This window comes from Nocardioides sp. BP30 (assembly GCF_029873215.1).
Taxonomy (GTDB): Bacteria; Actinomycetota; Actinomycetes; order Propionibacteriales; family Nocardioidaceae; genus Nocardioides.
The window spans coordinates 3,262,659-3,283,070 of sequence record NZ_CP123620.1 but is presented as its reverse complement, the minus strand read 5'-3'; the positions used below and the strand labels follow the sequence as shown (position 1 = coordinate 3,283,070).

At 70.6% G+C, this 20,412-nt stretch carries 18 protein-coding genes; 7 read left to right on the top strand and 11 right to left on the bottom strand.

What is annotated here, in order from left to right:
- Positions 1 to 14: 14 nt before the first annotated feature.
- The 3 genes from P5P86_RS15510 to P5P86_RS15500 all read left to right on the top strand — a co-directional run bounded on the left by P5P86_RS15510 (position 15) and on the right by P5P86_RS15500 (position 3,131).
- On the top strand, positions 15 to 998 hold the full coding sequence (locus tag P5P86_RS15510) for an NAD-dependent epimerase/dehydratase family protein (RefSeq protein ID WP_280608350.1): 984 nt from the start codon (positions 15 to 17) through the stop codon (positions 996 to 998).
- 47 nt (positions 999 to 1,045) lie between these two features.
- Positions 1,046 to 1,495 carry a MerR family transcriptional regulator gene (locus P5P86_RS15505; RefSeq protein WP_280608349.1) on the top strand — a complete coding sequence of 150 codons (450 nt, stop codon included), beginning with the start codon at positions 1,046 to 1,048 and terminating at the stop codon, positions 1,493 to 1,495.
- A 166-nt stretch (positions 1,496 to 1,661) separates the two neighbouring features.
- Positions 1,662 to 3,131, top strand: a complete 1,470-nt coding sequence (locus tag P5P86_RS15500) for an MFS transporter (protein WP_280608348.1) — start codon at positions 1,662 to 1,664, stop codon at positions 3,129 to 3,131.
- Between the two features lie 77 nt (positions 3,132 to 3,208).
- Here the strand turns inward: P5P86_RS15500 and P5P86_RS15495 are convergent, their stop codons facing one another.
- Complete coding sequence (locus tag P5P86_RS15495; RefSeq protein WP_280608347.1) at positions 3,209 to 7,429, bottom strand: Ig-like domain-containing protein; 4,221 nt, start codon at positions 7,427 to 7,429, stop codon at positions 3,209 to 3,211.
- Between the two features lie 320 nt (positions 7,430 to 7,749).
- On the opposite strand from P5P86_RS15495, the gene P5P86_RS15490 reads away from it, so the two are divergent.
- Positions 7,750 to 8,463 carry a VC0807 family protein gene (locus tag P5P86_RS15490; protein WP_280608346.1) on the top strand — a complete coding sequence of 238 codons (714 nt, stop codon included), beginning with the start codon at positions 7,750 to 7,752 and terminating at the stop codon, positions 8,461 to 8,463.
- Positions 8,464 to 8,582: 119 nt separating this feature from the next.
- On the opposite strand, the gene P5P86_RS15485 is transcribed toward P5P86_RS15490, so the two are convergent.
- The 4 genes from P5P86_RS15485 to P5P86_RS15470 are packed head-to-tail and all read right to left on the bottom strand — an operon-like array spanning position 8,583 to position 11,315.
- On the bottom strand, positions 8,583 to 8,849 hold the full coding sequence (locus tag P5P86_RS15485; protein ID WP_280608345.1) for a hypothetical protein: 267 nt from the start codon (positions 8,847 to 8,849) through the stop codon (positions 8,583 to 8,585).
- A 7-nt stretch (positions 8,850 to 8,856) separates the two neighbouring features.
- Positions 8,857 to 10,275 carry an MFS transporter gene (locus P5P86_RS15480; protein ID WP_280608344.1) on the bottom strand — a complete coding sequence of 473 codons (1,419 nt, stop codon included), beginning with the start codon at positions 10,273 to 10,275 and terminating at the stop codon, positions 8,857 to 8,859.
- Positions 10,272 to 10,730: a MarR family winged helix-turn-helix transcriptional regulator gene (locus P5P86_RS15475; protein WP_280608343.1), complete on the bottom strand. Its 459-nt coding sequence runs from the start codon at positions 10,728 to 10,730 to the stop codon at positions 10,272 to 10,274. Before P5P86_RS15475 ends, P5P86_RS15480 begins: the two co-directional genes overlap by 4 nt.
- Before the next feature lie 45 nt (positions 10,731 to 10,775).
- Complete coding sequence (locus P5P86_RS15470; protein ID WP_280608342.1) at positions 10,776 to 11,315, bottom strand: GNAT family N-acetyltransferase; 540 nt, start codon at positions 11,313 to 11,315, stop codon at positions 10,776 to 10,778.
- 52 nt (positions 11,316 to 11,367) lie between these two features.
- Here P5P86_RS15470 and arfB point away from each other — a divergent pair, with 52 nt between their 5' ends.
- Together arfB and P5P86_RS15460 are read left to right on the top strand one after the other, a co-directional pair.
- Positions 11,368 to 11,766 carry an alternative ribosome rescue aminoacyl-tRNA hydrolase ArfB gene (gene arfB, locus P5P86_RS15465; protein WP_280608341.1) on the top strand — a complete coding sequence of 133 codons (399 nt, stop codon included), beginning with the start codon at positions 11,368 to 11,370 and terminating at the stop codon, positions 11,764 to 11,766.
- A 94-nt stretch (positions 11,767 to 11,860) separates the two neighbouring features.
- Complete coding sequence (locus tag P5P86_RS15460) at positions 11,861 to 13,231, top strand: TIM44-like domain-containing protein (protein WP_280608340.1); 1,371 nt, start codon at positions 11,861 to 11,863, stop codon at positions 13,229 to 13,231.
- A 669-nt stretch (positions 13,232 to 13,900) separates the two neighbouring features.
- Here the strand turns inward: P5P86_RS15460 and P5P86_RS15455 are convergent.
- Genes P5P86_RS15455 through P5P86_RS15445 form a run of 3 tightly spaced genes read right to left on the bottom strand, consistent with a single transcriptional unit; the run spans position 13,901 to position 16,244 of the window.
- Positions 13,901 to 14,920: a PDR/VanB family oxidoreductase gene (locus tag P5P86_RS15455; RefSeq protein ID WP_280608339.1), complete on the bottom strand. Its 1,020-nt coding sequence runs from the start codon at positions 14,918 to 14,920 to the stop codon at positions 13,901 to 13,903.
- Positions 14,917 to 15,183 carry a hypothetical protein gene (locus tag P5P86_RS15450; protein WP_280608338.1) on the bottom strand — a complete coding sequence of 89 codons (267 nt, stop codon included), beginning with the start codon at positions 15,181 to 15,183 and terminating at the stop codon, positions 14,917 to 14,919. Before P5P86_RS15450 ends, P5P86_RS15455 begins: the two co-directional genes overlap by 4 nt.
- Complete coding sequence (locus tag P5P86_RS15445; protein WP_280608337.1) at positions 15,183 to 16,244, bottom strand: Rieske 2Fe-2S domain-containing protein; 1,062 nt, start codon at positions 16,242 to 16,244, stop codon at positions 15,183 to 15,185. Before P5P86_RS15445 ends, P5P86_RS15450 begins: the two co-directional genes overlap by 1 nt.
- A 102-nt stretch (positions 16,245 to 16,346) precedes the next feature.
- Here P5P86_RS15445 and P5P86_RS15440 point away from each other — a divergent pair, with 102 nt between their 5' ends.
- Complete coding sequence (locus P5P86_RS15440; protein WP_280608336.1) at positions 16,347 to 17,180, top strand: IclR family transcriptional regulator; 834 nt, start codon at positions 16,347 to 16,349, stop codon at positions 17,178 to 17,180.
- A 58-nt stretch (positions 17,181 to 17,238) separates the two neighbouring features.
- Here the strand turns inward: P5P86_RS15440 and P5P86_RS15435 are convergent, their stop codons facing one another.
- From P5P86_RS15435 to P5P86_RS15425, 3 genes are all read right to left on the bottom strand, one after another.
- Positions 17,239 to 18,876 (bottom strand): MFS transporter, encoded by a 1,638-nt coding sequence (locus tag P5P86_RS15435; RefSeq protein WP_280608335.1) that lies wholly within the window; start codon positions 18,874 to 18,876, stop codon positions 17,239 to 17,241.
- Between the two features lie 88 nt (positions 18,877 to 18,964).
- Complete coding sequence (locus tag P5P86_RS15430) at positions 18,965 to 19,450, bottom strand: MarR family winged helix-turn-helix transcriptional regulator (protein WP_280608334.1); 486 nt, start codon at positions 19,448 to 19,450, stop codon at positions 18,965 to 18,967.
- Between the two features lie 71 nt (positions 19,451 to 19,521).
- Positions 19,522 to 20,388: an amidohydrolase family protein gene (locus tag P5P86_RS15425; protein WP_280611272.1), complete on the bottom strand. Its 867-nt coding sequence runs from the start codon at positions 20,386 to 20,388 to the stop codon at positions 19,522 to 19,524.
- Positions 20,389 to 20,412: the final 24 nt, after the last annotated feature.

Genomic DNA, 20,412 nt, shown 5'->3' with positions numbered 1-20,412 from the left:
GGTTTCGTCGTGCCATGACCACACAGCACGATGAGTTCCACACCGGCCGCCGCGTCCTCGTCACCGGAGGCAACGGCTACCTGGGCAGCTGGCTGACGGCGCGACTGCTGCAGTCGGGCGAGCGCGTCCGCGTGACGCTGCGCTCGCCGGACCGGGAGGCGGGTCTGCGGTCCGCCCTGGCCCGGGCGGGGGCGGACGACGGCGACCTCGAGATCGCTCTCGCCTCGCTGACCTCCGCCGATGGCTGGGCGGCGGCCGTGGCCGGCTGCGATGTCGTCCACCACGTGGCGACGCCCATGATCCAGCCCACCGACCCGGCCGAGGTGGTCGTACCCGCCCGCGACGGCGCGCTGCACGTGCTGCGGGCCGCCCGCGAGGCCGGCGTACGCCGGGTCGTGCTCACCTCCTCCTTCGCGGCGGTGGGTTACACGCCCAAGCCGGTGCGCGACTACACCGAGGACGACTGGACCGACCCGGAGACGCCGGGCCTGCCGGCGTACCCGATGGCCAAGACGGTCGCCGAGCGTGCCGCGTGGGACTTCGTCGAGCAGTACGCCGACGCGCCGGAGCTGGTCTCCCTCAACCCGACCTTCATCCTCGGGCCCGCCCTGACCGCCGAGGCGCGCTCCTCGCTGCAGCTGGTCCAGGGGCTGGCCTCGGGACATCTCACCACCGTGCCGAAGCAGCGGTTCGGGCTCGTCGACGTACGCGATGTGGCCGCCGCCCACGTCGCCGCCATGGACGTCTCCGAGGCCGCTGGCAGGCGCTACCTCCTGCTCGCCGACGGTCCCTCGCTGACCTATCGCGAGGTGGCACGGCTGGTGCACGAGGCCGCGAGCACCTCCGCGACCGTCACCGAGGCGCCGGGCGAGGAGCCCACCGCGTTGACGATCCACAACGACCGGGCGAAGGCCGAGCTCGCCTTCCGGCCGCGGCCCGTCGGCGAGACGATTGCGGAGACCGTCGCCAGCCTGCGCGAGCTCGGACTGATCGGCTGACGACGCGGTCTTGACTTCAAGCGCTTGAGGTCGTCTCTAGTGGACCCATGGCACTCACCATCCAGGCGGTCGCACGGCGTACGGGTCTCAGCGAGCCGACCCTGCGCTACTACGAGCAGGTGGGGCTCATCGGCCCGGTCCCGCGCGATGCGTCCAGCGGTCACCGCCGCTACCGGGAGGCGGACGTGGAGGCGCTCGGCGTGCTGGCGTGCCTGCGGGCGATGGGGATGAGCATCGAGGACATGCGGGTCTACCAGGCCAACCGGGTCGCCGGCCCGGACCGCGCCGGCGATCAGCGGGACCTGCTGCTGCAGCACGCGGAGCGGGTCGAGGAGGAGATCGCCACGCTGCGGGTCCACCTGCGCTACCTCCGGGCGAAGGCGGCGCTGTGGGATGCCCGCGCCGCCCGGGACGAGGAGGCGGAGGCGGTCGCCGACCGGCGGGTGCAGGCAGTGCTCCCCGAGCTGGAGGGGACGCTGCGCCGGGCCACGGCCTGACGCTGGACCCGACTCTCATGCGCGCAGTCCGGGCCCGAGGGCAGCGAGGAGCCGCCAACCCGCTGAAGGCGCCGTGAAGCCGACGTGAAGCCGCCCTGAAACCGCGCCCGCCTAGCGTCGGGGTCACGCCGTCAGACCGATCGGCGCCGTACCCGAGGAGCCCCCGATGAGCACCACCACGACCACCGTCGCGACCAGTCCAGGGTCGCGCACCTATCCGTCCCTGCGCGCGGCGTGGATCCCGCTGGCCGCGCTCTGTCTGGCCTTCTTCGTCGAGATGGTCGACAACACCCTCCTCTCGATCGCGCTGCCCACGATCGGGCGCGACCTCGGCAGCGGCACCACCGCGCTGCAGTGGGTCACCGGCGCCTACTCGCTGACCTTCGGCGGTCTGCTGCTGACCGCCGGCTCGGTGGCCGATCGCTTCGGTCGTCGCCGGGTGCTGCTGGTCGGGCTCGCCCTGTTCGGTCTGATCAGCCTCCTGGTGGTGGCGGTCGACACCTCCGGCGAGCTGATCGCGTTGCGGGCCGCCCTCGGCATCGCGGCGGCGGCCATGGCGCCGATCACCAACTCGCTGGTCTTCCGGCTCTTCGACGACAAGGCGCTGCGGATGCGCGCGATGACGGTGATGATCATCGTCGGCATGTCCGGCTTCATCCTCGGCCCGGTCCTCGGCGGCACCGCGCTCGCGCACATCCGCTGGGAGTGGCTGCTGGTCGTCAACGCTCCGATCGCGCTGATCGCCTGCATCGGCGTGTGGCGCGGCGTCGCCCCCGACGACCGCGACGGCCTGACCGACGACGCCCTGGACCTGCCTGGTGCCGCGCTGAGCGTGCTGACCATCGGCCTGGCGTGCTACGCCGCCACCTCCGGCGTCGACCATGGCTGGTCCTCGGCCGCCACCCTGGCGTCCATCGCCGGTGCCGTGCTCGCCGGACTCGCCTTCGTCTGGCACGAGCGCCGTACGGCGTCGCCGATGCTCGACCTCACCCTCTTCGCGAACGGCACCGTCCGGGGCGCCACCATCGCCCAGGCGGGCACGTCGATCGCGATGGCCAGCGTGATGTTCGGCCTGATCCTGCACTTCCAGTACGCCTACGGCTGGTCGCCGGTCCGCGCCGGTCTGGCGAACCTGCCGATGATCGCCACCATGCTGGTCGCCACGCCGTTCTCCGAAGGACTGATCAAGCGCTTCGGACACCGCATCGCGTGCGTCGTCGGTGGCGTTCTCCTCGCCGGTGCCCTGGCTGGCATGGCCTGGGGCGTCGAGCACGGCTACCTCGCGATCGCCATCTCGATGGTGGTCATGACCGCCGGACTGCGGACCGTGATGACGATCTGCGCGGTGGCGCTGGTCGACGCGATGCCGAGCAACCGCACCTCGATCGGCGCCGCCCTCAACGACACCGCCCAGGAGGTGGGCACCAGCGTCGGCACCGCCCTGGTCGGCACCCTGATCGCCGCGCTGGTCACCACCTCCCTGCCGACGGGCACCTGGAGCTCCGCCCTGGTGGCCAGCTTCTTCCACGGCGAGCGGGTGACCTACGCGGTCCTGGCCGCGGTCGTGGGGGTGATCGCGATCGGTGGGGCGCTGACCCTGACCGACTCGCGCAGCGCCGACGAGCACGCCGACTGACGGTGCCCCTCGGCCGACGACGAAGGGCCCCGCCGACGCTGATCGCGCCGCCGGGGCCCTCCGCTGTTGCTGAGGTGCTACTTACGCTTGACCAGCGGCACCGTCCCCTCGAGGGACGCCGTGGCTCCGGCGCTGCTGGTGAAGGTGAGGACAACCGTCGCCTTCACCTTGTGGTGCTTGACGAGCTTGTGGCGGAGCTTGCCCTTGGTCCTGACCACCAGCGTGGCGGTCGTGCTCACGCTCCTGGACTTGTGCACGATGCCCTTGCCCGACAGCGACACGGTGCCCGGACCGCTGACGGTCACGGTGATCTTCGCCGTGCCCTTCTTGGTCCGCTGCACCTTGTCGACGTGGATCACCGGAGCGGTCGGGGTGACAGGCGTCGTCGTGCCCACCTTGGCGACCGAGACGGTCACCGGGTCCGAGGTGGTCGACTGGCCGGACGAGTCGGTCACCGTCGTGGCGAGGGTGACCTTCTTGCCGGCGTACGCCGCGCTCGGGGTCCAGGCGAACTGGTAGGGCGCCTGCGACTCGGTCTCGACAGGTGTGCCGTCGACCAGCAGGGTGGCCGAGGCGACCGCGAAGTCGTCCAGACCGCGAGCCAGCGGGAAGACCGGCTTCCCGACCGACAGCGTCGAACCCGCTGCCGGATCGATCAGCGCGGCGCTGGGCGCCTTGTCGGTCGTCGCACCGTACGTCGTGGGCGACGTGGTGAGCGGGACACTCGAGCGACTGGTCAGCGTGACAGTCGCCTTGTTGTCGGTGCCCACCCCGGAGATCGCCTCCGTGCCGGTGCTCGGGTCGGCCGGGCCGCCCGAGATCGGCGCCGGGTTGCCCAGGTAGCTGCCGGTGAGGACGAACGGAGCACCCGTCCGCACCGCGCTCTTGTCGGCGTTGGCGTTGTAGACCGCGAACCCGTTGCCGGTGATCGAGTCGGCGGAGCCGACCAGCGCACCGGTGGTGTCGGTGCCGGCGTCGGTGAGCAGCAGACCGTACGACTTCGACGGGTCGGCCTTGTAGAAGTTCCCGGTGATCCGGGAGCCGTTCACGTAGCCGGTCACGCCGGAGGTGTACTGGATGCCGGTCTGCGGGAAGAGCCTGCTGGAGCTGCCCTTCACGACGGTGTTGCTCACGTAGCCGTGGTTGCGGATGCCGGTGCGGACCAGGTTGTCCGCGCTGCCGTCCTTGCCACGCGCTCCGTCGAACAGGATGCCGCCGGACTGGTAGCCCTGGACGACGCTGTTGGCGACGGTGAGCTCGCTCTCCACGGTGCCGGGCCCGGCACCTTGGACCCACCCGGTCTTGACGATGCCCCAACCGTGCGGGTGATCGGCCAGCTCGTCGGCGGTCGCGGCGACCTTCATCGGACCGACGACCGAGTTCGAGATCCGACCGGCGGCCTGGAAGTAGGCGATGCCGGCCTCGGCCCAGGTGTTGCCGGCCGTCACCGTCACGCCCGAGATGTCGACGAACATCTCGTTGGTGTCGGTCGAGCCCAGCGACTGACGCGAGACGGTGATGACGTTGCCGCCGCCGTCACGCAGGTCCGGGACCTGGCCGGCCAGCGAGTCGACCGACTGGTCGGGCTCGATGGTCACCTTGTCGGCGCCGGCGCCCTTGATCTTCAGCGGCTTGTTGATGGTCAGGCCGTTGGTGGAGCCGTTGGCCGTCGGGCTCGAGGTGCTCGAGCTCGGCGTCGAGGACTCCTGGTACACGCCAGCGCAGACCACGATCGTGTCCCAGGGCTGGGCGTAGTTGACCGCGTCCTGGATGTGGGTGAACTGGGCGTTCGGGCACTGCTTCTTGTCGTCGTCGACGGTCCAGGTGGTGTTCTGCTTGGCGTTGTTGACGATGTCGAGCAGCTGCTCGTGACCGGGAGCGGCGTCGTAGGCGTTCAGGTACGTCGCCGGGTCCGTCGTGGCGTCGGGACCGTAGCCGGCACCGTCGGCCTTGGTGGCACCGTCGGACAGGATCTGCGAGCCCGTGGCCGTCTCCTGGAACCGGACGTCAGCCAGCTGGATCGAGCCCGAGGTCGGCGTACCGGCCACGCCGAACTGCAGCTCCAGGCCGGCGACCTTGCTGACGTCGACACCCTGAGCGGTGAACTCGGTCAGCGGCACCCGGATCTGGTCGAGCACGATGTGCGTGTTCGGCGTGTTGGTGCCGGTCGACATGTGCAGAGCGTTGCCCCAGCGGGGGTCACCCGCGTCGACGGAGGCGCTGTGGCCCTCGGTGTCGGTGAGGACGATCTTGAAGTTCTGCGTGGTCGACGTCGGGTCGTAGGACGTGGGCTTCTCGTTGGGCCAGCACGGCAGCGCCGTGGTGCAGCCGGTCGAGGTGGTGTCCTTGGTGCTGTTGCCGCGGTTGTCGGCACCCGGGTTGCGCAGGTCGAAGAAGTTGACCGACGCGTCCATGGCCAGGGCCTTGTAGCCGCTCATGTCCTGCGAGGCGGACGGGATCTGGGCGTCCAGCTTCGCCGTCGAGCTCGGGTCCCAGGCCAGCGCGAGCTGACGGCCGTAGGACTCGTTGACCGGCGAGTTCTCCCGCATGCCGTTGTTCTGGCCGCCGAGGCCGGTGTTGGCATCGGGCAGCGGGCAGGGCTTGGCGGCAGTGGGCAGGCCGGCCATGCCGAGCTGCGCCGGGGCGAAGTCCGTCGGCTCCGGGTTGCACCAGTCGTAGCCGGTGGCGGTGGCCGCCGGCTTCGGCGAGACGCCCGGGGACTGGGCGTAGGCGTCGGCGAAGCCGCTGCCGCTCAGCGTGCCTCCGAGGGCGTTCTCGGTGAGCGGGTTCTGCACCTCGGGGTCGATGACGTCGGTGCGCTCGGTCGGCGCGCCGAAGTAGGTGGTGTTGACCCGCTGGTTGCACGGGATCGCCGTACCGCTGGCACTGGTCGGGCAGGCGGTGGTGGGCACCTGCTTGCCGGTGGTGGTGTCGGACAGCTCGCCGGTCATGTACGGCTCGAAGGCACCCTCGCCACCGACGTAACGGCGGAAGAACGCTGCCATCGTGGCCAGACCGAGCTTCTCCTGATCGCCCATCAACGAGGGGTCACCGGAGATCTTGGTGTCCTTGGTGGGGTCGAGCAGGTTGTTGTCGTCGATGAGGTAGTTCTTGGTCGGGTCGCTCAGCGACGGGTCGGGGCTGGCGGTGCCGATCGCCTTCGTCATGTCCGTGGTCGCATAGGCGGCCCCGCTCAGGCGGAGGTTGTGCGGGTGCACGTTGTTCGCCGCGAAGGGGTAGGAGTTGCCGCAGGCCGCGTCGTTGTTGGCCTGGCCGTCGGCCCCGCCGTCGGCGTACCACACCGAGTTGTACCAGTTGTGGATCGCGCCCAGCTGCTCCACCTGGATCCGGGGGAAGGGGTCGTTGGGGTTGATGTACTGGCTGCGCTCGAAGAGCCGCGCACCCTGCAGGTTTGACACGTCGCCGTCACACATCGGCAGGATCGACATGAACGGCATGCCGTACGGCGCCTTGCGCTCGTAGTCGACCGGCGCGAGGGAGATGACGCCGCGGATGGGGTAGCGCGGACCGTCGGTGCGGATCCGGTTGTAGTCCAGGAAGTTCGCCACCGCGTCGCCGCCGCGGGAGTGGCCCATCAGGCCGATCCGGGACATGTCGAGGTGACCGGACAGCGTCGTGCCGACGGTGGTGTGGGCATCATCGGGGAGGCCGGCCGGCTGGTTCGCCTTGGTCAGCGCGTCCAGGGCGGCAGCGATGAGCATGCGGCGCGCGTGCATGCCCTTGCCCATGTTCGAGTCCTGGCGAAGCATCAGCTGGTCCTGCGAGAGCGAGAAGACCGTGTAGCCCCACGTCGCCAGGTTCTGCCCGAGGTAGGCGTAGCCGGACTCGTTGTGCTTGTAGACCGTGCAGGTCGGCGTCGTCGTCCCCGTGGGGGCGGAGACGTCGCAGGAGCCGTGGTTGCCGTGCACGATGAAGATCAGCGGTGACGGCGTCGTCCGCTTGCTGTAGTCAGGGGTGTAGAGCTGGCCCCTGATCTCGAGTTGCTCCTCGGCCTGGTTGCTGCCGACCGTCGGAGCCGCACCGCTGGAGTTGGGCTCTTGGATGTCGGCGACGCCGAGCTTGACCTCCTGGACGACGTTCCAACCGAACGGCCCCTCCTTGGTGGGGTCCGGCAGGGTGTCGGAGGTGGCGGTGGAGGGTGCGGTGGTCGCAGCGGGGGTGACCGATGTGGCGGCGGTCGCCGACTGCGTCGCGGCGAGTGGGGTGAGCAGGAGGGCACCGGCGCCGAGCAACGTCGCCAGCCTCCTGCTTCGCTTCCCGACCCATGTGGGGTTCACACGTGTCTCCTTCTGAGAAAATCCCGAGAGCAAGATGAGATTCAAAGGGAAAGGGGTGAGTGTTTCTGTAACGTTTCAAGCAGATTGATTCGGTCGCTCCATCCCTCGCTCCGCCGCCCGGTGGTACGCAATGGCCCGATAAATGGCCCGATGAATGGCCCGATGAATGGCCCGATGATGGGACCGAGCGTGGCTCGGCGCCGCCTGCCGGCCGCTTTCCGGAGTAGGCTGGGAGGGCCGACGGCTCCGGCATGGAGAGTGCGTCTTCGTCGTCTTCGGTGCGGGATCCGGTCCGATGACCGGGGACGGGTCGGGCGAGCGTGAGAAGCGATGCGATCAGCGGGAGCGATGCGCCCGACCGGGAACAGCACCCGCCGCGTCCCCGTGAGGTGATCGAGCGGATCGCCGGCAGCCTGGCGCTCGCGGTCGTCGTACCCGCGCTGCTGCTGTGGGCGATGATCGAGCTGACCGACGTGACCATCGCGATCCTGGTCTGCCTGGCATGGATGGTGCTCGCGATGGTCTGGCGCTACGCCACCGGGCGCGCGGTCTCCGGCCTGCTCCTGCTCAGCCTCGGCATCCTCACCGTGAAGACCGCCCTCACGCTGATCACCGGGAGCAGCTTCGTCTACTTCGTCCAGCCGGTCTTCGCCGACGCCGTGGTGGCCATCACGTTCCTCGGCTCACTGTGGACCCGCCGGCCGGTCATCGCCCGCTTGGCGCCGGACTTCTACCCGATGAGCACGGCGGTGGCGGATCGACCCGAGATCCGTCGACACTTCTGGCGGCTCACCCTGCTGTGGGGGCTGGTGATCCTGGTGAAGGGCGGCGTCACGCTGTGGCTGCTGGAGTCGCTGTCCACGGCTGACTTCGTCCTGATCAAGGGCGGTGCCATCGTCACCCTCACGATGACGGCGGCGGTCGTCACGATCGCGTGGTCGTACGTCGTGGTCCGCCAGCAGGGCCTGCTCCCCGAGTCGGGCGCCGCCGTGGCGTCGGCTGCGGCAGGCGTGCCGCGCGTGACCGAGTCGTGAGTCGGTCCCCGAAAGCCGGGGTCAAGCGCGACTGCCAGCCTTCGGGGATACTCACCCGGTGCCCAGGCGGGCGGGGTCCATGTGCGACGGCGTCACCGGCGTCGTCGGGGTCATCGGGGTCATCGGGGTCGGCGACCGTGATGCATCCGGCGGCCGCACCAGACCATCGAGCCGCTCAGCAGGCCGATCAGCGCGCCGACCAGCGCGGCGGGGATGCCGACCTCGAGGATCGCGACGGCAGCGGTCGGTAGGTAGACGCGTAGACCGAGGACGAGTCCGACGATCCCGCCCACGGCACCGAGTGCCGCCGCCCCGACCGCGGCGTGGCGCAGCACGAGCGGCAGCTCGTCGAGCGGCTCCACGATGTCTCGGGCGATGCGGCCCATGCGACGACTATGACGCCGCGCGGCCTGCCCGGGAAGAGGCGTGGCCGCGCAATCCGCGGTCCAGCAGCACCAGCAGGACGACACCCGCCGAGCAGCTCAGGATGATCAGGCCGATCAGGTGCATGTCCCCGTCGCTGGGCGACTCCCCGAAGGTCGCACCGAGCACTCCGGAGGCGAGGATCGCGCCGAGGTAGACGAAGGTCCGCGAGAGCCCCGACGCCGTCCCGAGCTGCGCGGGTGGCGCCTGGCGGTAGAGCACCTGCTGGTTGCTGATGCTGGCCAGACCCTGCCCGAGTCCGAAGACTCCGGCCATCACGAGCAGGTAGGCCAGTGGGCGCTCGGAGTCGATGCCCAGCATGAACGCTCCGCCGACGAGGGGGAAGACGCCGGTGAGCAGGAGTGGCAGCCAGACCTTCGTGGTCCGCGCGATGGTGAGCGAGACGAGACCGGCCAGGACGGCGGTGGGCAGCTGCAGGAAGCCGGCCTGGGAGGAGGAGAAGCCGGCGGCGTCCTGGACCCACTGGCTGTAGCCGTAGGTCATCGTGTAGCTGCCGAAGTAGAGCAGCAGCATCCGCAGGTAGGTGCGGGTCAGGGCGCCGTTGCCGGCGAGCATCCGGAAGTCGATGAACGGCTGCTGTCGGCGCAGCTCCCACCCCAGCAGCGCGCCGAACGCGATCAGCGTCGCCGGCAGCAGCCACCACACCGGGGCGTCGAGATGGATGAGGAACACCAACAGCCCGGCGATCGTCAGGCCGAACAGGCCGATGCCGATCGGGTCGAGGTCGCGGAAGCGGGCGTCGGTGCGCCGGCGGCCGCCGTCCGAGGGCACCCACAGGACCGTCATCACCAGGGCGAGCAGGGCGAGCGGGATGTTCACCAGGAAGATCGCGTGCCACCCGCCGAGCGCGATCAGCAGGCCGCCCAGGACAGGCCCGATGACCGAGCTCGTCAAGGTGCTGATCGAGATCCCCGCCAGCACCGCCGGCGGGGTCTCGATGCCCGCCCGGTCGGACCGTTCCCGCACCAGGGCCATCACCGAGGGGTACGCCGCCGACGTACCGACGCCGAGCAGGATGCGCGAGATCAGGACCGGTGTGAAGCCCGGTGCCAGTTGCGGCAGGACGCCGGCCGCCATCACCACGACCAGTCCCGCCAGGTAGACCCGGCGCGGGCCCATGATGTCGCCGATACGGCCCATCGTCGGCTGGGCGATCGCGCTGGTGAGGTAGAGGCCGGCGACCAGCCACAGGACGGTGGCGCTCGAGATGTGCAGGGAGTGACTGATGGGGGAGAGTGCCACCGAGATCATGGTGGTGTTGATCGGGTTGAGCAGGGGACCGATGAAGAGCGGGGCCAGGAAGCGCCAGCCGTAGACGCCCCGGGCGGTCGCCGGGTCGACGCGTGGGTCGGTCGGGGCTGAGGTCACGCGCGGGTCGCCTCGGTTCCGGTGATGCGCAACCAGAGGGCGACGCTGTCGCGCAGGGCGAGCTGTTCCTCGGGGGTGAAGCGGGCGGAGATGGTGTGGGCGAGCCAATCCTCCTTGACGCTGCGCGCGTCCTTCACCACCTGCCGGCCCCGCTCGGTCACGGAGATCACCCGGCGCCGGCCGTCGTCGGGATCGGCGGCGATCCTCACCAGACCGCTCTCCTCGAGGACGCCGACGGTGGCGCCCATCGACTGCGAGCGGACGCCCTGTCGCCGGGCCAGCTCGGTCACCGTCAGCGGACCGTCGCGGTAGAGGTAGCCGAGCGCCTCCGACTGGCTCGGCGTGAGGCCGAGCCGGGCGCCGTGCTCGCGCAGGGTCCGGGTCATCCGGCCGACCGTGGCCCGCAGATCCGCCGCCAGCTCAGCGAGGGCAGCCTCGGTCATCGGATCGGTCACGAGACCAGGCTAGCACAATATGAAGGTAAACTTCGTAGGTGTGCTTCATATCTCCTTGGCGTAGTACAGGCACGGCTCGGACTGGCCCGGGTCGGTGTCGCTGTACCCGTGCCGGACGTAGAAGCGCCGCGCGTCCACGTCCTGCCCGTCGACGTTGATCTCGACCAGCCGCCCGCCGCGGTGCCGTACCTCCGCCTCGACCGCCGCGAGCAACCGCCCACCGATCCCCTGGCCGCGTCGGTCGGGGACGACGTAGAGCTCGTCCAGAACGGCAGCCGCGCCGTCGTACCAGAGGCTCGGCCGCAGTGACACGAGCGCGACCGCCCCCATCGGTTCCTCGCTGAGCACGGCGAACGTGGCCGGTCCGCTGAGCAGTCGCCGCAGCCGGTCCACCAGGACCGCGACGCCGGGAGTGGGCGAGTCGAACTCCCGGTTGAACGCGTCCAACAGCTGTGCCAGCGCCGGCGCATCGTCCGTCGTCGCCACCCGGATGGCCATGACACGCACCTCCTCGCCGGCGCGTACGGCGGCGCCGTCCCCGGCATCATCGCCGATATCGGGCGACAGCGCCCTCGCCGAACTCATAGCCTTGCCGGGTGAGAGCTTCCGCGCGTCGCCAGCACCCAGGCGCCCAGCGGTGATCACCGTCCGTCACCACGTCATCCCCGACAGCGACCTGAGCTGGCGCTTCTCCCGCTCGTCGGGGCCGGGCGGCCAGCACGTCAACACCACCGACACCCGCGTCCAGCTGAGCTTCGACCTGGCCGGCTCGGCTGCGTTCCCCGACCGGCTGAAGGAGCGGCTGCTCGCCCGGCTCGGTGGCGAGGTGGTGGTGGTCGCCTCCGAGCAACGCTCGCAGCTGCGCAACCGCCGCGCGGCCGAGGAGCGACTCGCCCGGATCCTGGAGGAGGCGATGCGGCCGCCGCAGGCCGCACGGGTGCCGACCAAGCCGTCGAAGGGCTCCCAGCAACGCCGGATCAACCACAAGAAGCGCCGCAGCGAGATCAAGCGGCTCCGCGGTCGGCCCGACGACTGACGAAAGCCGTGGTCGGGTGCCGTGGTGAGCGCCGGCCACGTGACCCTCCGGCGTACGCTGACGGTGACCGACACCTCTTCCGGAACAGGCCCCCATGGACCGAGTACCTGCCCGCCGCCACCGCGTGCGCCGCCTGATCGCGCCGGCCGCGCTGACAGGGGGCCTGACCCTGCTGTCGGCCCTCGCGCCGACCGCCGCCTATGCCCGGGGCGGCGGTGGTCGCGGCGGCTTCGGCGGCGGTGGCGGTGGTGGTGGCTTCGGCGGTGGTGGCGGCGGCTACCACGGCGGAGGTGGCTTCTTCTTCCTCGGCAGCGGTGGTGGCGGAGGGGGTGGCCTCCTGCTGGTCATCGTGGTCGTGGTGGTCGTCTACCTGCTCTACAAGACCTGGTCCCAGCGGCGGCAGGCGAGGCGGACCATGAACACCACCAGCGACCGCGTCGCCCACCGCGCGGACCGTACGGCGCGTGCTCGGGCCGCGGCAGTGGAGGCGCACGTCGGCGCGTTGGCGACCGTCGACCGCACCTTCGACGTCGAGGCCCTCAAACAGCGTGCCACCTCGCTGTACATCACGGCGCAGCGCGCGTGGACCGCGCGCGACGAGGCGACGCTGCGCGCCATCCTCGCGCCCGTCCTGTTCGGCAAGTGGTCCGAGCAGCTCCAGGAGTACGCCTCGCGCGGCGAGGTCAACGTCGTGGAGATCGTGGACGGTCCGAGCGTGGAGATGGTCAACGTCGCCAACCGCAGCGGCGAGACCAGCGACACGGTGACCTTCCGGATCACCGCCACGCTCAACGACTACGTCACCAGCAGCTGGTCGGGCGCGCACGCGAGCCGCCGCGACAGCTCCTCGCGTCCGGTGGAGTACTGGACCCTGCGCAAGAACGCCGCCGGGGAATGGATCGTCGCGTCGATCGAGCAGGCGGAGGACGGAAGCCACCACCTGACCGACGCGATCGAGACCGACAGCTGGAACCAGAAGGCGGTGGCGCGCGAGGCGGTCCTCGAGGTCGCCCAGCGCACCTCGGCCGGTGGCGCCTCCGACGTCCTGTCGCTGACGAACGTGTCATGGTCCGATGCGGCCGACCGGGCGGCCGGCGATGTCAGCCTCGTCGACGGCCGCTTCGACAAGTCGGTGCTCGAGGTCGCGATCGCGCAGTTCCTCGAGGAGTGGCAGCTCAACGACGGCAGCCTCGACTTCACCGCGGTGCGCACCCGCAACCGCACGGTGATGCGCACGGCCGTCATCCGCGGCATCGAGGTGCGCGAGCTGGTCTCCCGCGAGCCGGTCGTCTTCCGGGTCGCCGTCGCGGCCGAGGGCGTCTACTACGAGGTCGACCGCCGGACCGAGGAGGTGGTGGCGGGCGACGCGCACGCCCCCCGGACGATCTCGCTCGTCTTCACGCTCCGGCTCGAGGACGCCACCGCGCACGGATGGTCCGTGACAGGGGTCGACGCCGTCGGCTGAGCGCTTCCCCTTGCGGCACGGGCGCAAGAGGCGAATGCTGGTCGTGGAGGCGACGCCCATGGCCGATCAGCGCACACCCGACGGAGTCCCGGTCCTCTCCCGGGGCAAGCACCGCAGCCCTCGACGCGGGGCGTGCTTCATGGAGATGGCCTCGTTCCTGGCCGGTGAGCCGTGGAGCGACCATCCCGCGTGCACCCATCCGCTGCTGGCCCAGCTGGCCCGGATGGTGAACGACTGCACCAGTGACGCCGAACGGGGTCGGCTGGTGCCGCACATCCCCTCCGTGGTGGGGCTGCGCGGGGACGGACTGGGCTGGGAGGTGTCGGTATCGGCCGCCGTCGCGGGGGCTGCGCTTCCGCAGGTCTCCGAGTCGTTCCAACGGCCGCTCGCGGTGGGTCTGCTGCGTTGTGAGGAGGTCGCGCAGGGCCTCGAGCCCGGCGCCGTCGTCGGCCTGGACGAGCTGCGCCGGGCGATCGCCGGGGCACCTCACGCCGGGGGCTGGGCGCGCTGGTTCATCGGGGAGGCGCGCCCGAGCCTCAAGGCGTTCCGGGAGCACACCGCACCGCACCTGATGAGCTGCGCGGTCCGCGGCGTTGCGGAGTACGCCGCGCCCGACGTGGACAGCCGGCTGCGCGGCCTGCTCGTCGGTGCCATCGCCGTCGCGACGTCCTACAGCTCCAGGACCAGCCTCGGGCAGCCGGCAGCGGCGCGCGAGACGCAGACGTACATGACGTCGTTCTCCGCTCGCTCGGCCGGCGTGAGGATGGAGTCCCGGTGGTCCACGACGCCCTCGAGCACGCCCGTCTCGCAGGTCCCGCAGGTGCCTTCCTGACACGAGGACAGCACTGTCACACCGGCGGCCCGGACGGTCTCCAGGATCGTGCCGTCGGGCGGGACGGTCAGGGTCAGCCCCGCGTCGGCGAGCTCCACCTCGAACGAGCCGTCGTCGGCGGCGTGCAGCGGCTCCGCGGGTGCGAAGTGCTCCATGTGCAGCAGCCCGTCGGGCCAGCCGGCGCACAGGTCGCTGACGGCGTCCAGCAGCGGGCCGGGGCCGCAGCAGTAGACCAGCGTGCCGTCACCGGGCGTCGGCAGGAGAGCGGGGAGTGGCAGGAGGCCGACCTCGTCCTGCGGGTACAGCCGCACGCGGTCGCCGTACGTCGCCAGCAGCTCCTGGGCGAACGCCATCGAGGCACCGGTCCTGCCGCCGTACGCCAGCTCCCACTGCGCCCCGGCGGCCTCGGCCGCGGCGATCATCGGCAGCAGGGGCGTGATGCCGATGCCGCCGGCCACGAAGAGGTAGCGCGGCGCGGGCAGGAGCGGGAAGTGGTTGCGCGGGCCGCGGACCTGGACCAGGTCCCCCTCGGCGAGCTTGTCGTGCACGAAGCTCGACCCGCCGCGACCCTCGGGCTCGCGCAGCACCGCCACCGTCCACGTGGAGGCGTCGTCCGGGTCGCCGCACAGGGAGTACTGCCGCACCAGGTCGCCGAGGTGCAGGTCCACGTGCGCACCGGGCTGCCAGGCGGGAAGCGTGCCGCCGGACGGGTCCACCAGCCGGAGCCGGCGGACGCCGTCGGCGGGCGCGTCGATCGCCGAGACCCGCAGTTCGAGCTCGTGCTCGGCGGCCGGGTCCGGGACGGTGTGCGCGGTGCTGTGCGCGGCGTTCTGCGCGGCGTTCTGCGCGGCGTTCACGACCTCACCAGCTCTCGGTCGGGGGAGACGGGAGCCGGCGCGATGTCGGCGCGATCGTCCTCCCGGCCGTGGGTGGCGGGGTGCGCGAGCAGCCAGTCCCACAGCTCGATCGGATCGGTCGCCTCGTGCGCGGTCCCGCACCAGCAGTAGCCGACCAGGACGTCGGTGTTGAGCTTCCAGACCACGCGGTAGACGGTGTGGCCCTTGAGCATCTTCGACGGCGGGGGCAGGTCCGCCTTGACCGGGGCTTCGGGTTCGGCCATCAGACCTTCGCCACCGTCTTCTGCGTCGCCTCGTCGCCGACCTCGATCAGCTTCTTCAGGATCCGCCGGGCGGCGAGGCCGCCGGTGTCGATGTTGATCGACAGCTCCTGGTAGTTCTCCTTCTCGCCCTCGACGACCTCCTCGAGGATGTTGAGGGCGACCACGTCCTGCATGACCACCGTGTGGTTGTTGGTGGCGAGGTACTCGGTGACCTTCTCGTCGCCGAGGGCGAAGTCGCGTGCGACCATCCAGAAGTCGTGGGTCGAGTGCTCGCTCTCCGGGGTGATCGCGTAGACCACCTCGACGTGGAAGGCCTGGTCGTCGGGCCCCTCGGCGGGCGGCACGACGCCGACAGGCGCGATCCGGCTGTGCAGCTGGTACAGGCAGGGGGCGTGGTACTCGACGTCCTGCCAGCGGGTGATCCGGCCTTCGATCCCGGTGGAGTTGGCGTAGAACGGCGGGCACTCCGCGTCGTCCATGTGCCGGCTGACGTAGACGACGTTGGCCTCTTCGTCCACCTCGGTGGTGATCGGGGTCTCGGCGACCTCCGGCGTACCGATGTACCCGCCGTGTAGGTAGGTCTCGTGGGAGAGGTCCATGAGGTTGTCGACCAGGAGGGTGTAGCGGCCCTTGATCGGCTCGCGACCGCGGACCACGGCGTAGTCGGGGCTGTCGAGCCACGGTGCCCGCGGGATCGACGCGGTGTCGGCCAGGTCGGCGTCGCCGATCCAGACCCAGACGAACGAGTCCTGCTCGTGCACGGGGAAAGACGGCACCCGGGCGGCCCGCGGGATCCGCTTCTGCGCCGGGGCTGCCACACAGCTGCCGGCCTTGTCGTAGGTGAAGCCGTGGTACCCGCAGATGATCTGGTCGTCCTTGAGATGGCTCAGCGAGAGCGGGTAGCGGCGGTGCACGCAACGGTCGGCGAGTGCCACCGCCTCGCCCTGCGAGGTGCGGTAGAAGACCAACGGCTCGTCACAGATCGTACGGCCGAGGAGGCCCTCGTCGATCTCGCTGCTGTAGGCGGCGACGTACCACTGGTTGAGCGGCCAGCTCGGCATGGGAGCTCCTGAGTGCTGAGGGAGTGGGTCTATAGGAACCTTGCGCCCCGGAGCGTGACGGCCGACACATGCTTTCCGTCTACCGGAAGACATACTGGTCCCGTGCCCGCCTCCACCGGTGCAGCCTCGCTGACCACCAAGACGCTCGATGTGCTCGCCGCCTTCACCAGCGCCCAGCCTCGTCTGAGCCTCTCCGAGGTCGCGCGGCGCAGCGGCCTCGCGCTCACCACGACGCACCGCATCGTCACCGACCTGGTGGGCTGGGGCGCGCTGGAGCGCACGCAGGCCGGTGACTACGAGCTCGGCCTGCGGTTGTGGGAGATCGCCTCGCTGGCGCCGCGCGGCCTGCCGTTGCGGGAGGTGGCGCTGCCGATCATGGAGGACCTCTACGAGGCCACCCACGAGAACGTGCAGCTCGCCGTCCGCGACCACCTCGAGATCGTCTACCTGGAGCGCCTCACCGGGCGCGGCGCCGTACCTGTCCTGACCCGGGTGGGCGGGCGGTTCGCGATGCACTCGACGGGGGTCGGGCTGGTGCTGCTCGCGCATGCACCGGCGCCCGTGCAGGAGGAGGTGCTCGGCAACCGGCTGCGACGCTGGACCCCGCATACGGTCACCGACCCGGTCCACCTGCGGTCGGTGCTGGCGGACGTACGCCGCCACGACGTCGCGATCAGCGATCGGCAGGTGACCTCCGACGCTGTCTCGGTCGCCTGTCCGGTGCGGGGCGCGGACGACAGCGTCGTCGCTGCCCTCTCGGTGGTCTTCCATGCCGTGGGCCCGATCTCGCCGCAGGCGATCACGCCGGCCCTGCGAGCGGCCAGCAGGACGATCTCGCGGCTCCTCGGCTCACCGACCGCTCGCCAGCAGCCGCGGGGCTCGCGCCGACGCCCGGGCGGCCCCAACAACGCCGAGAGGTCAGGTTTCGCGGGTTGAGTGTCCAGCTCGCTGGACACTCGACCCGCGAAACCTGACCTCTCGGCCTGCGGGGGACTTACTGCGGTGCGGAGGCCTCGGCACCCGCCACGAAGGTGTGGCTGTGCTGGCGGCCGCCGAGCATCAGCGCCGCGATCACGGCGGCGACCAGGGCGGCGATGCCGCAGACCAGGTAGCCGATGGAGTAGGCGTGCGACAGGGCGTGGAAGGCGACGTCCTTGAGCGGGTTGAGCTCCGCCGGGATCGCGTTCGCGCCCAGCGGGCCCGAGTTGACCGCGCCCTTGACCGGCGGCGGGACCTGGGCGGAGGAGTTGAAGGCCTCCATCGCGCTCTGCAGCTTCGGCGAGCCGGCGACCTTGGCGCTGATCGCGTTCGCGGCGTTGGTCAGCGCGATGGCGCCGACGATCGCCGGGCCCAGCGTCAGGCCGAAGTCGCGCAGCATGCTGGTCGCACCGCTGGCCATGCCGGCCTTGTCGGTGGGCACACTGTTGACGGCGACCACCGTGATGGCGGTGACGGCGGTCTTGAAGCCCGCGCCGATGACGAGCAGCGGGATGGCCATGACCCAGACGCCGGCGTGCGAGGCGGCGGGAAGTGCCGCCAGGGCGACATCGCCGACACCGATGAGACCCATGCCGGCCGCGAGCACCCAACCGGGGTTGTAGCGCTGCAGCATCCGTGCGCTGACCGGGAAGAGCACCACGCCCATGATGTTGAGCAGGACGAAGCCGCCGGCGGTCTTGAGCGGGGAGTAGTTGAGGATCGCCGAGAGCCGGATGCTGGTCGCGTATGCGGTGCCGAGGTAGGCGAACATGCCCAGGACCGTCACGACGGCCGAGACAGTGAACATCCGGTTGCTGAACAGGTCGAGCTGGATGAGCGGCTTGTCGACGCGCCGCTCGATCACCACGAACGCCACCATGAAGACGACCGCGGCGACGAAGCTGCCGATGACCCGACCGCTGCTCCAGCCGTCCTCAGCGCCCTGGATGACGCCGAAGAGGAGGGCGAAGAGGGCGATGGCGATGGTGATCTGCCCGGGCCAGTCGAGCGAGCGACCGACAGGGGAGGACGAGTTCTGCGCTGCCACCAGGGTGATGGCGGTGCTGACCGCCGCGAGGACTGCCATCGCCAGGAACGCGTACCGCCAGCTGGAGAACTCACCGCCGGAGTGGTGGATCTTGGCCAGGAGGCCGCCGATCAGCGGCGACATGAATCCGCCGGTGGTCAGCGCGGCGGCCCAGATCGAGATGGCATGGGCCCGATCCCTGACGGTGTGGGTCCCGGCCGCGATCATCGCCACCGAGGTCGGGAAGATGGCGGCAGCGCCGAGACCGGCGATGACCTGGCCGGTCAGCAGCACGCCGACCCCGCTGGAGGGCGTGAAGAAGCCGAACAGGCCACCGATGACCATCAGCAGCGAGCCGATCGCCAGCAACCGCTTGCGACCGAACAGGTCGCCGACGACGCCGAAGGTCAGCTCGAACAGGGTCACCGGCACCAGGAAGGCGTCGGAGACCCAGGTCAGCTGGGTCGAGGTGGTCCCGAGGTCTTGGTTGATGTAGCCGTTGATGACGGCGGGGATGCTGACGCCGACCTGGGCGACGAAGCACGCACCGACAGCGGCAACGAGCGTGCCTGCGGTCAGCTTGGGCAACATCGCCGGGGCGCCGGAGGCTGCGACGGTCTCACTCATAAGTGTGAAGCAAACCACACTGCGAGCTTGATGTACAGGTTTCCTGATTAATATGCTCGGCGTCCCGTTTGATATGCGAAAGCCCAGGTCAGGGCCGGTCCGGGTCCCCGGCGTCGGGCCGGCGCAGGGCCCGTCGGCACAGCTCGACAGCGCGTCGGAGGGCGTCCGCCTCGGACGCCGACATCAACGACAGCATCTGTCGTTCCAGGTCCACGACGGCGGGTCGCAGGTCATCGAGCAGCCGCTGGCCCTCGGCGGTCAGCGCGATCACCAGCCGGCGCCGGTCGGCGGGATCGCGGTGCCGCTCGATCAGCCCGCGGTCGAGCAACGCCGTGACCATGTCCGCCATGCTCTGGGCGGTGACGAAGGAGAGTCGCGCCAGGTGGGCGGCGGTCAGGTCCGGGTGACGCTCGAGCACCGTCAGCGCGGTGTACTGCAGGGCGGTCAGGCCGACCGGACGGGCGAGCTCGTCCAGCTCGGCGCGCACGGCGAGCTCGACCTGCTTCATCAGGTAGAGCAGCGTCGGCGGCGCGGCGGTCGGCTGCGCGTCCATCGCTTCGGCGGTGTCCGTCATCGCAGCCCCTTCTCCGCGCCGGTCGTCACCGGCGGATCGCAGCCATCCTAGAGAACCTCAGGACAGCCGGCTCAGCCCAGCCCCAGCACGCCGGCGGCGTTCTGCTTCAGGATCCCCGGAAGGTACGCCGGGTCGACGCCGAGCTGCTCGAAGTCCTCCAGCCACCGCTCGGGCGTGATCAGCGGGTAGTCGCTGCCGAAGAGCACCTTGTGGCGCAGCATGCCGCCGGCCGCGCGGACCAGCTCGGGTGGGAAGTACTTCGGCCGCCAGCCGGACAGGTCGATGAAGACGTTCGACTTGTGGGTGGCCATCGAGATCGCCTCGCCCTGCCAGGGCACCGACGGGTGCGCGAGGATGACGGTCAAACCGGGGAAGTCGGCGGCGACGTCGTCGAGCAGGATCGGGTTGGAGTAGCGCAGCTTGATCCCGCGCCCACCGGGCAGCCCTGCCCCGATGCCGTTCTGACCGGTGTGGAAGAGCGCCGGCACGCCGAGCTCCTCCACCGCCGCCCACAACGGGCGGAACGCCGGATCGTCGGGGGAGAAGGCCTGCAGGCTGGGGTGGAACTTGAACCCGCGGACGCCGTACTCCTCCACGAGCATCCGCGCGCGCCGTACCGCCGCCTCGCCCTGGTGCGGGTCGACCGATCCGAAGGGGATCAGCACGTCGGCGTGTGCCGCCGCCGCGACGGCGATCTCCTCGCTGGACAGCGCCGGGTGGCCGGTCGCGGTGGTGGCGTCGACGGTGAACACGACCGCCGCCATCCCTGCCGCGCGGTAGCGCGCCGCCAGGTCCTCCACCGTGGGCGTGCGACTCTCCGTCCCCTTGAAGTAGGCCGCGGAGGCGTCCATCAGCTCCTCGTCGAGCGCGTGGTGGCCGTGGTCGTCGGCCTCGACGTGGACGTGGACGTCGATCGCCGTGATCGCCTCGAGGTCGATGCGCGGCTCGTAGCGGGTCACGGG

What these genes read in the sequence shown, in the direction of transcription:
- P5P86_RS15510 (WP_280608350.1), top strand. Translation starts at nt 15, where the DNA reads ATGACCACACAGCACGATGAGTTCCACACCGGCCGCCGCGTCCTCGTC.
- P5P86_RS15505 (WP_280608349.1), top strand. Translation starts at nt 1,046, where the DNA reads ATGGCACTCACCATCCAGGCGGTCGCACGGCGTACGGGTCTCAGCGAG.
- P5P86_RS15500 (WP_280608348.1), top strand. Translation starts at nt 1,662, where the DNA reads ATGAGCACCACCACGACCACCGTCGCGACCAGTCCAGGGTCGCGCACC.
- P5P86_RS15485 (WP_280608345.1), bottom strand. Translation starts at nt 8,849, where the DNA reads ATGGGCCGCATCGCCCGAGACATCGTGGAGCCGCTCGACGAGCTGCCG.
- P5P86_RS15470 (WP_280608342.1), bottom strand. Translation starts at nt 11,315, where the DNA reads ATGAGTTCGGCGAGGGCGCTGTCGCCCGATATCGGCGATGATGCCGGG.
- P5P86_RS15460 (WP_280608340.1), top strand. Translation starts at nt 11,861, where the DNA reads ATGGACCGAGTACCTGCCCGCCGCCACCGCGTGCGCCGCCTGATCGCG.
- P5P86_RS15450 (WP_280608338.1), bottom strand. Translation starts at nt 15,183, where the DNA reads ATGGCCGAACCCGAAGCCCCGGTCAAGGCGGACCTGCCCCCGCCGTCG.
- P5P86_RS15445 (WP_280608337.1), bottom strand. Translation starts at nt 16,244, where the DNA reads ATGCCGAGCTGGCCGCTCAACCAGTGGTACGTCGCCGCCTACAGCAGC.
- P5P86_RS15435 (WP_280608335.1), bottom strand. Translation starts at nt 18,876, where the DNA reads ATGAGTGAGACCGTCGCAGCCTCCGGCGCCCCGGCGATGTTGCCCAAG.
- P5P86_RS15430 (WP_280608334.1), bottom strand. Translation starts at nt 19,450, where the DNA reads ATGACGGACACCGCCGAAGCGATGGACGCGCAGCCGACCGCCGCGCCG.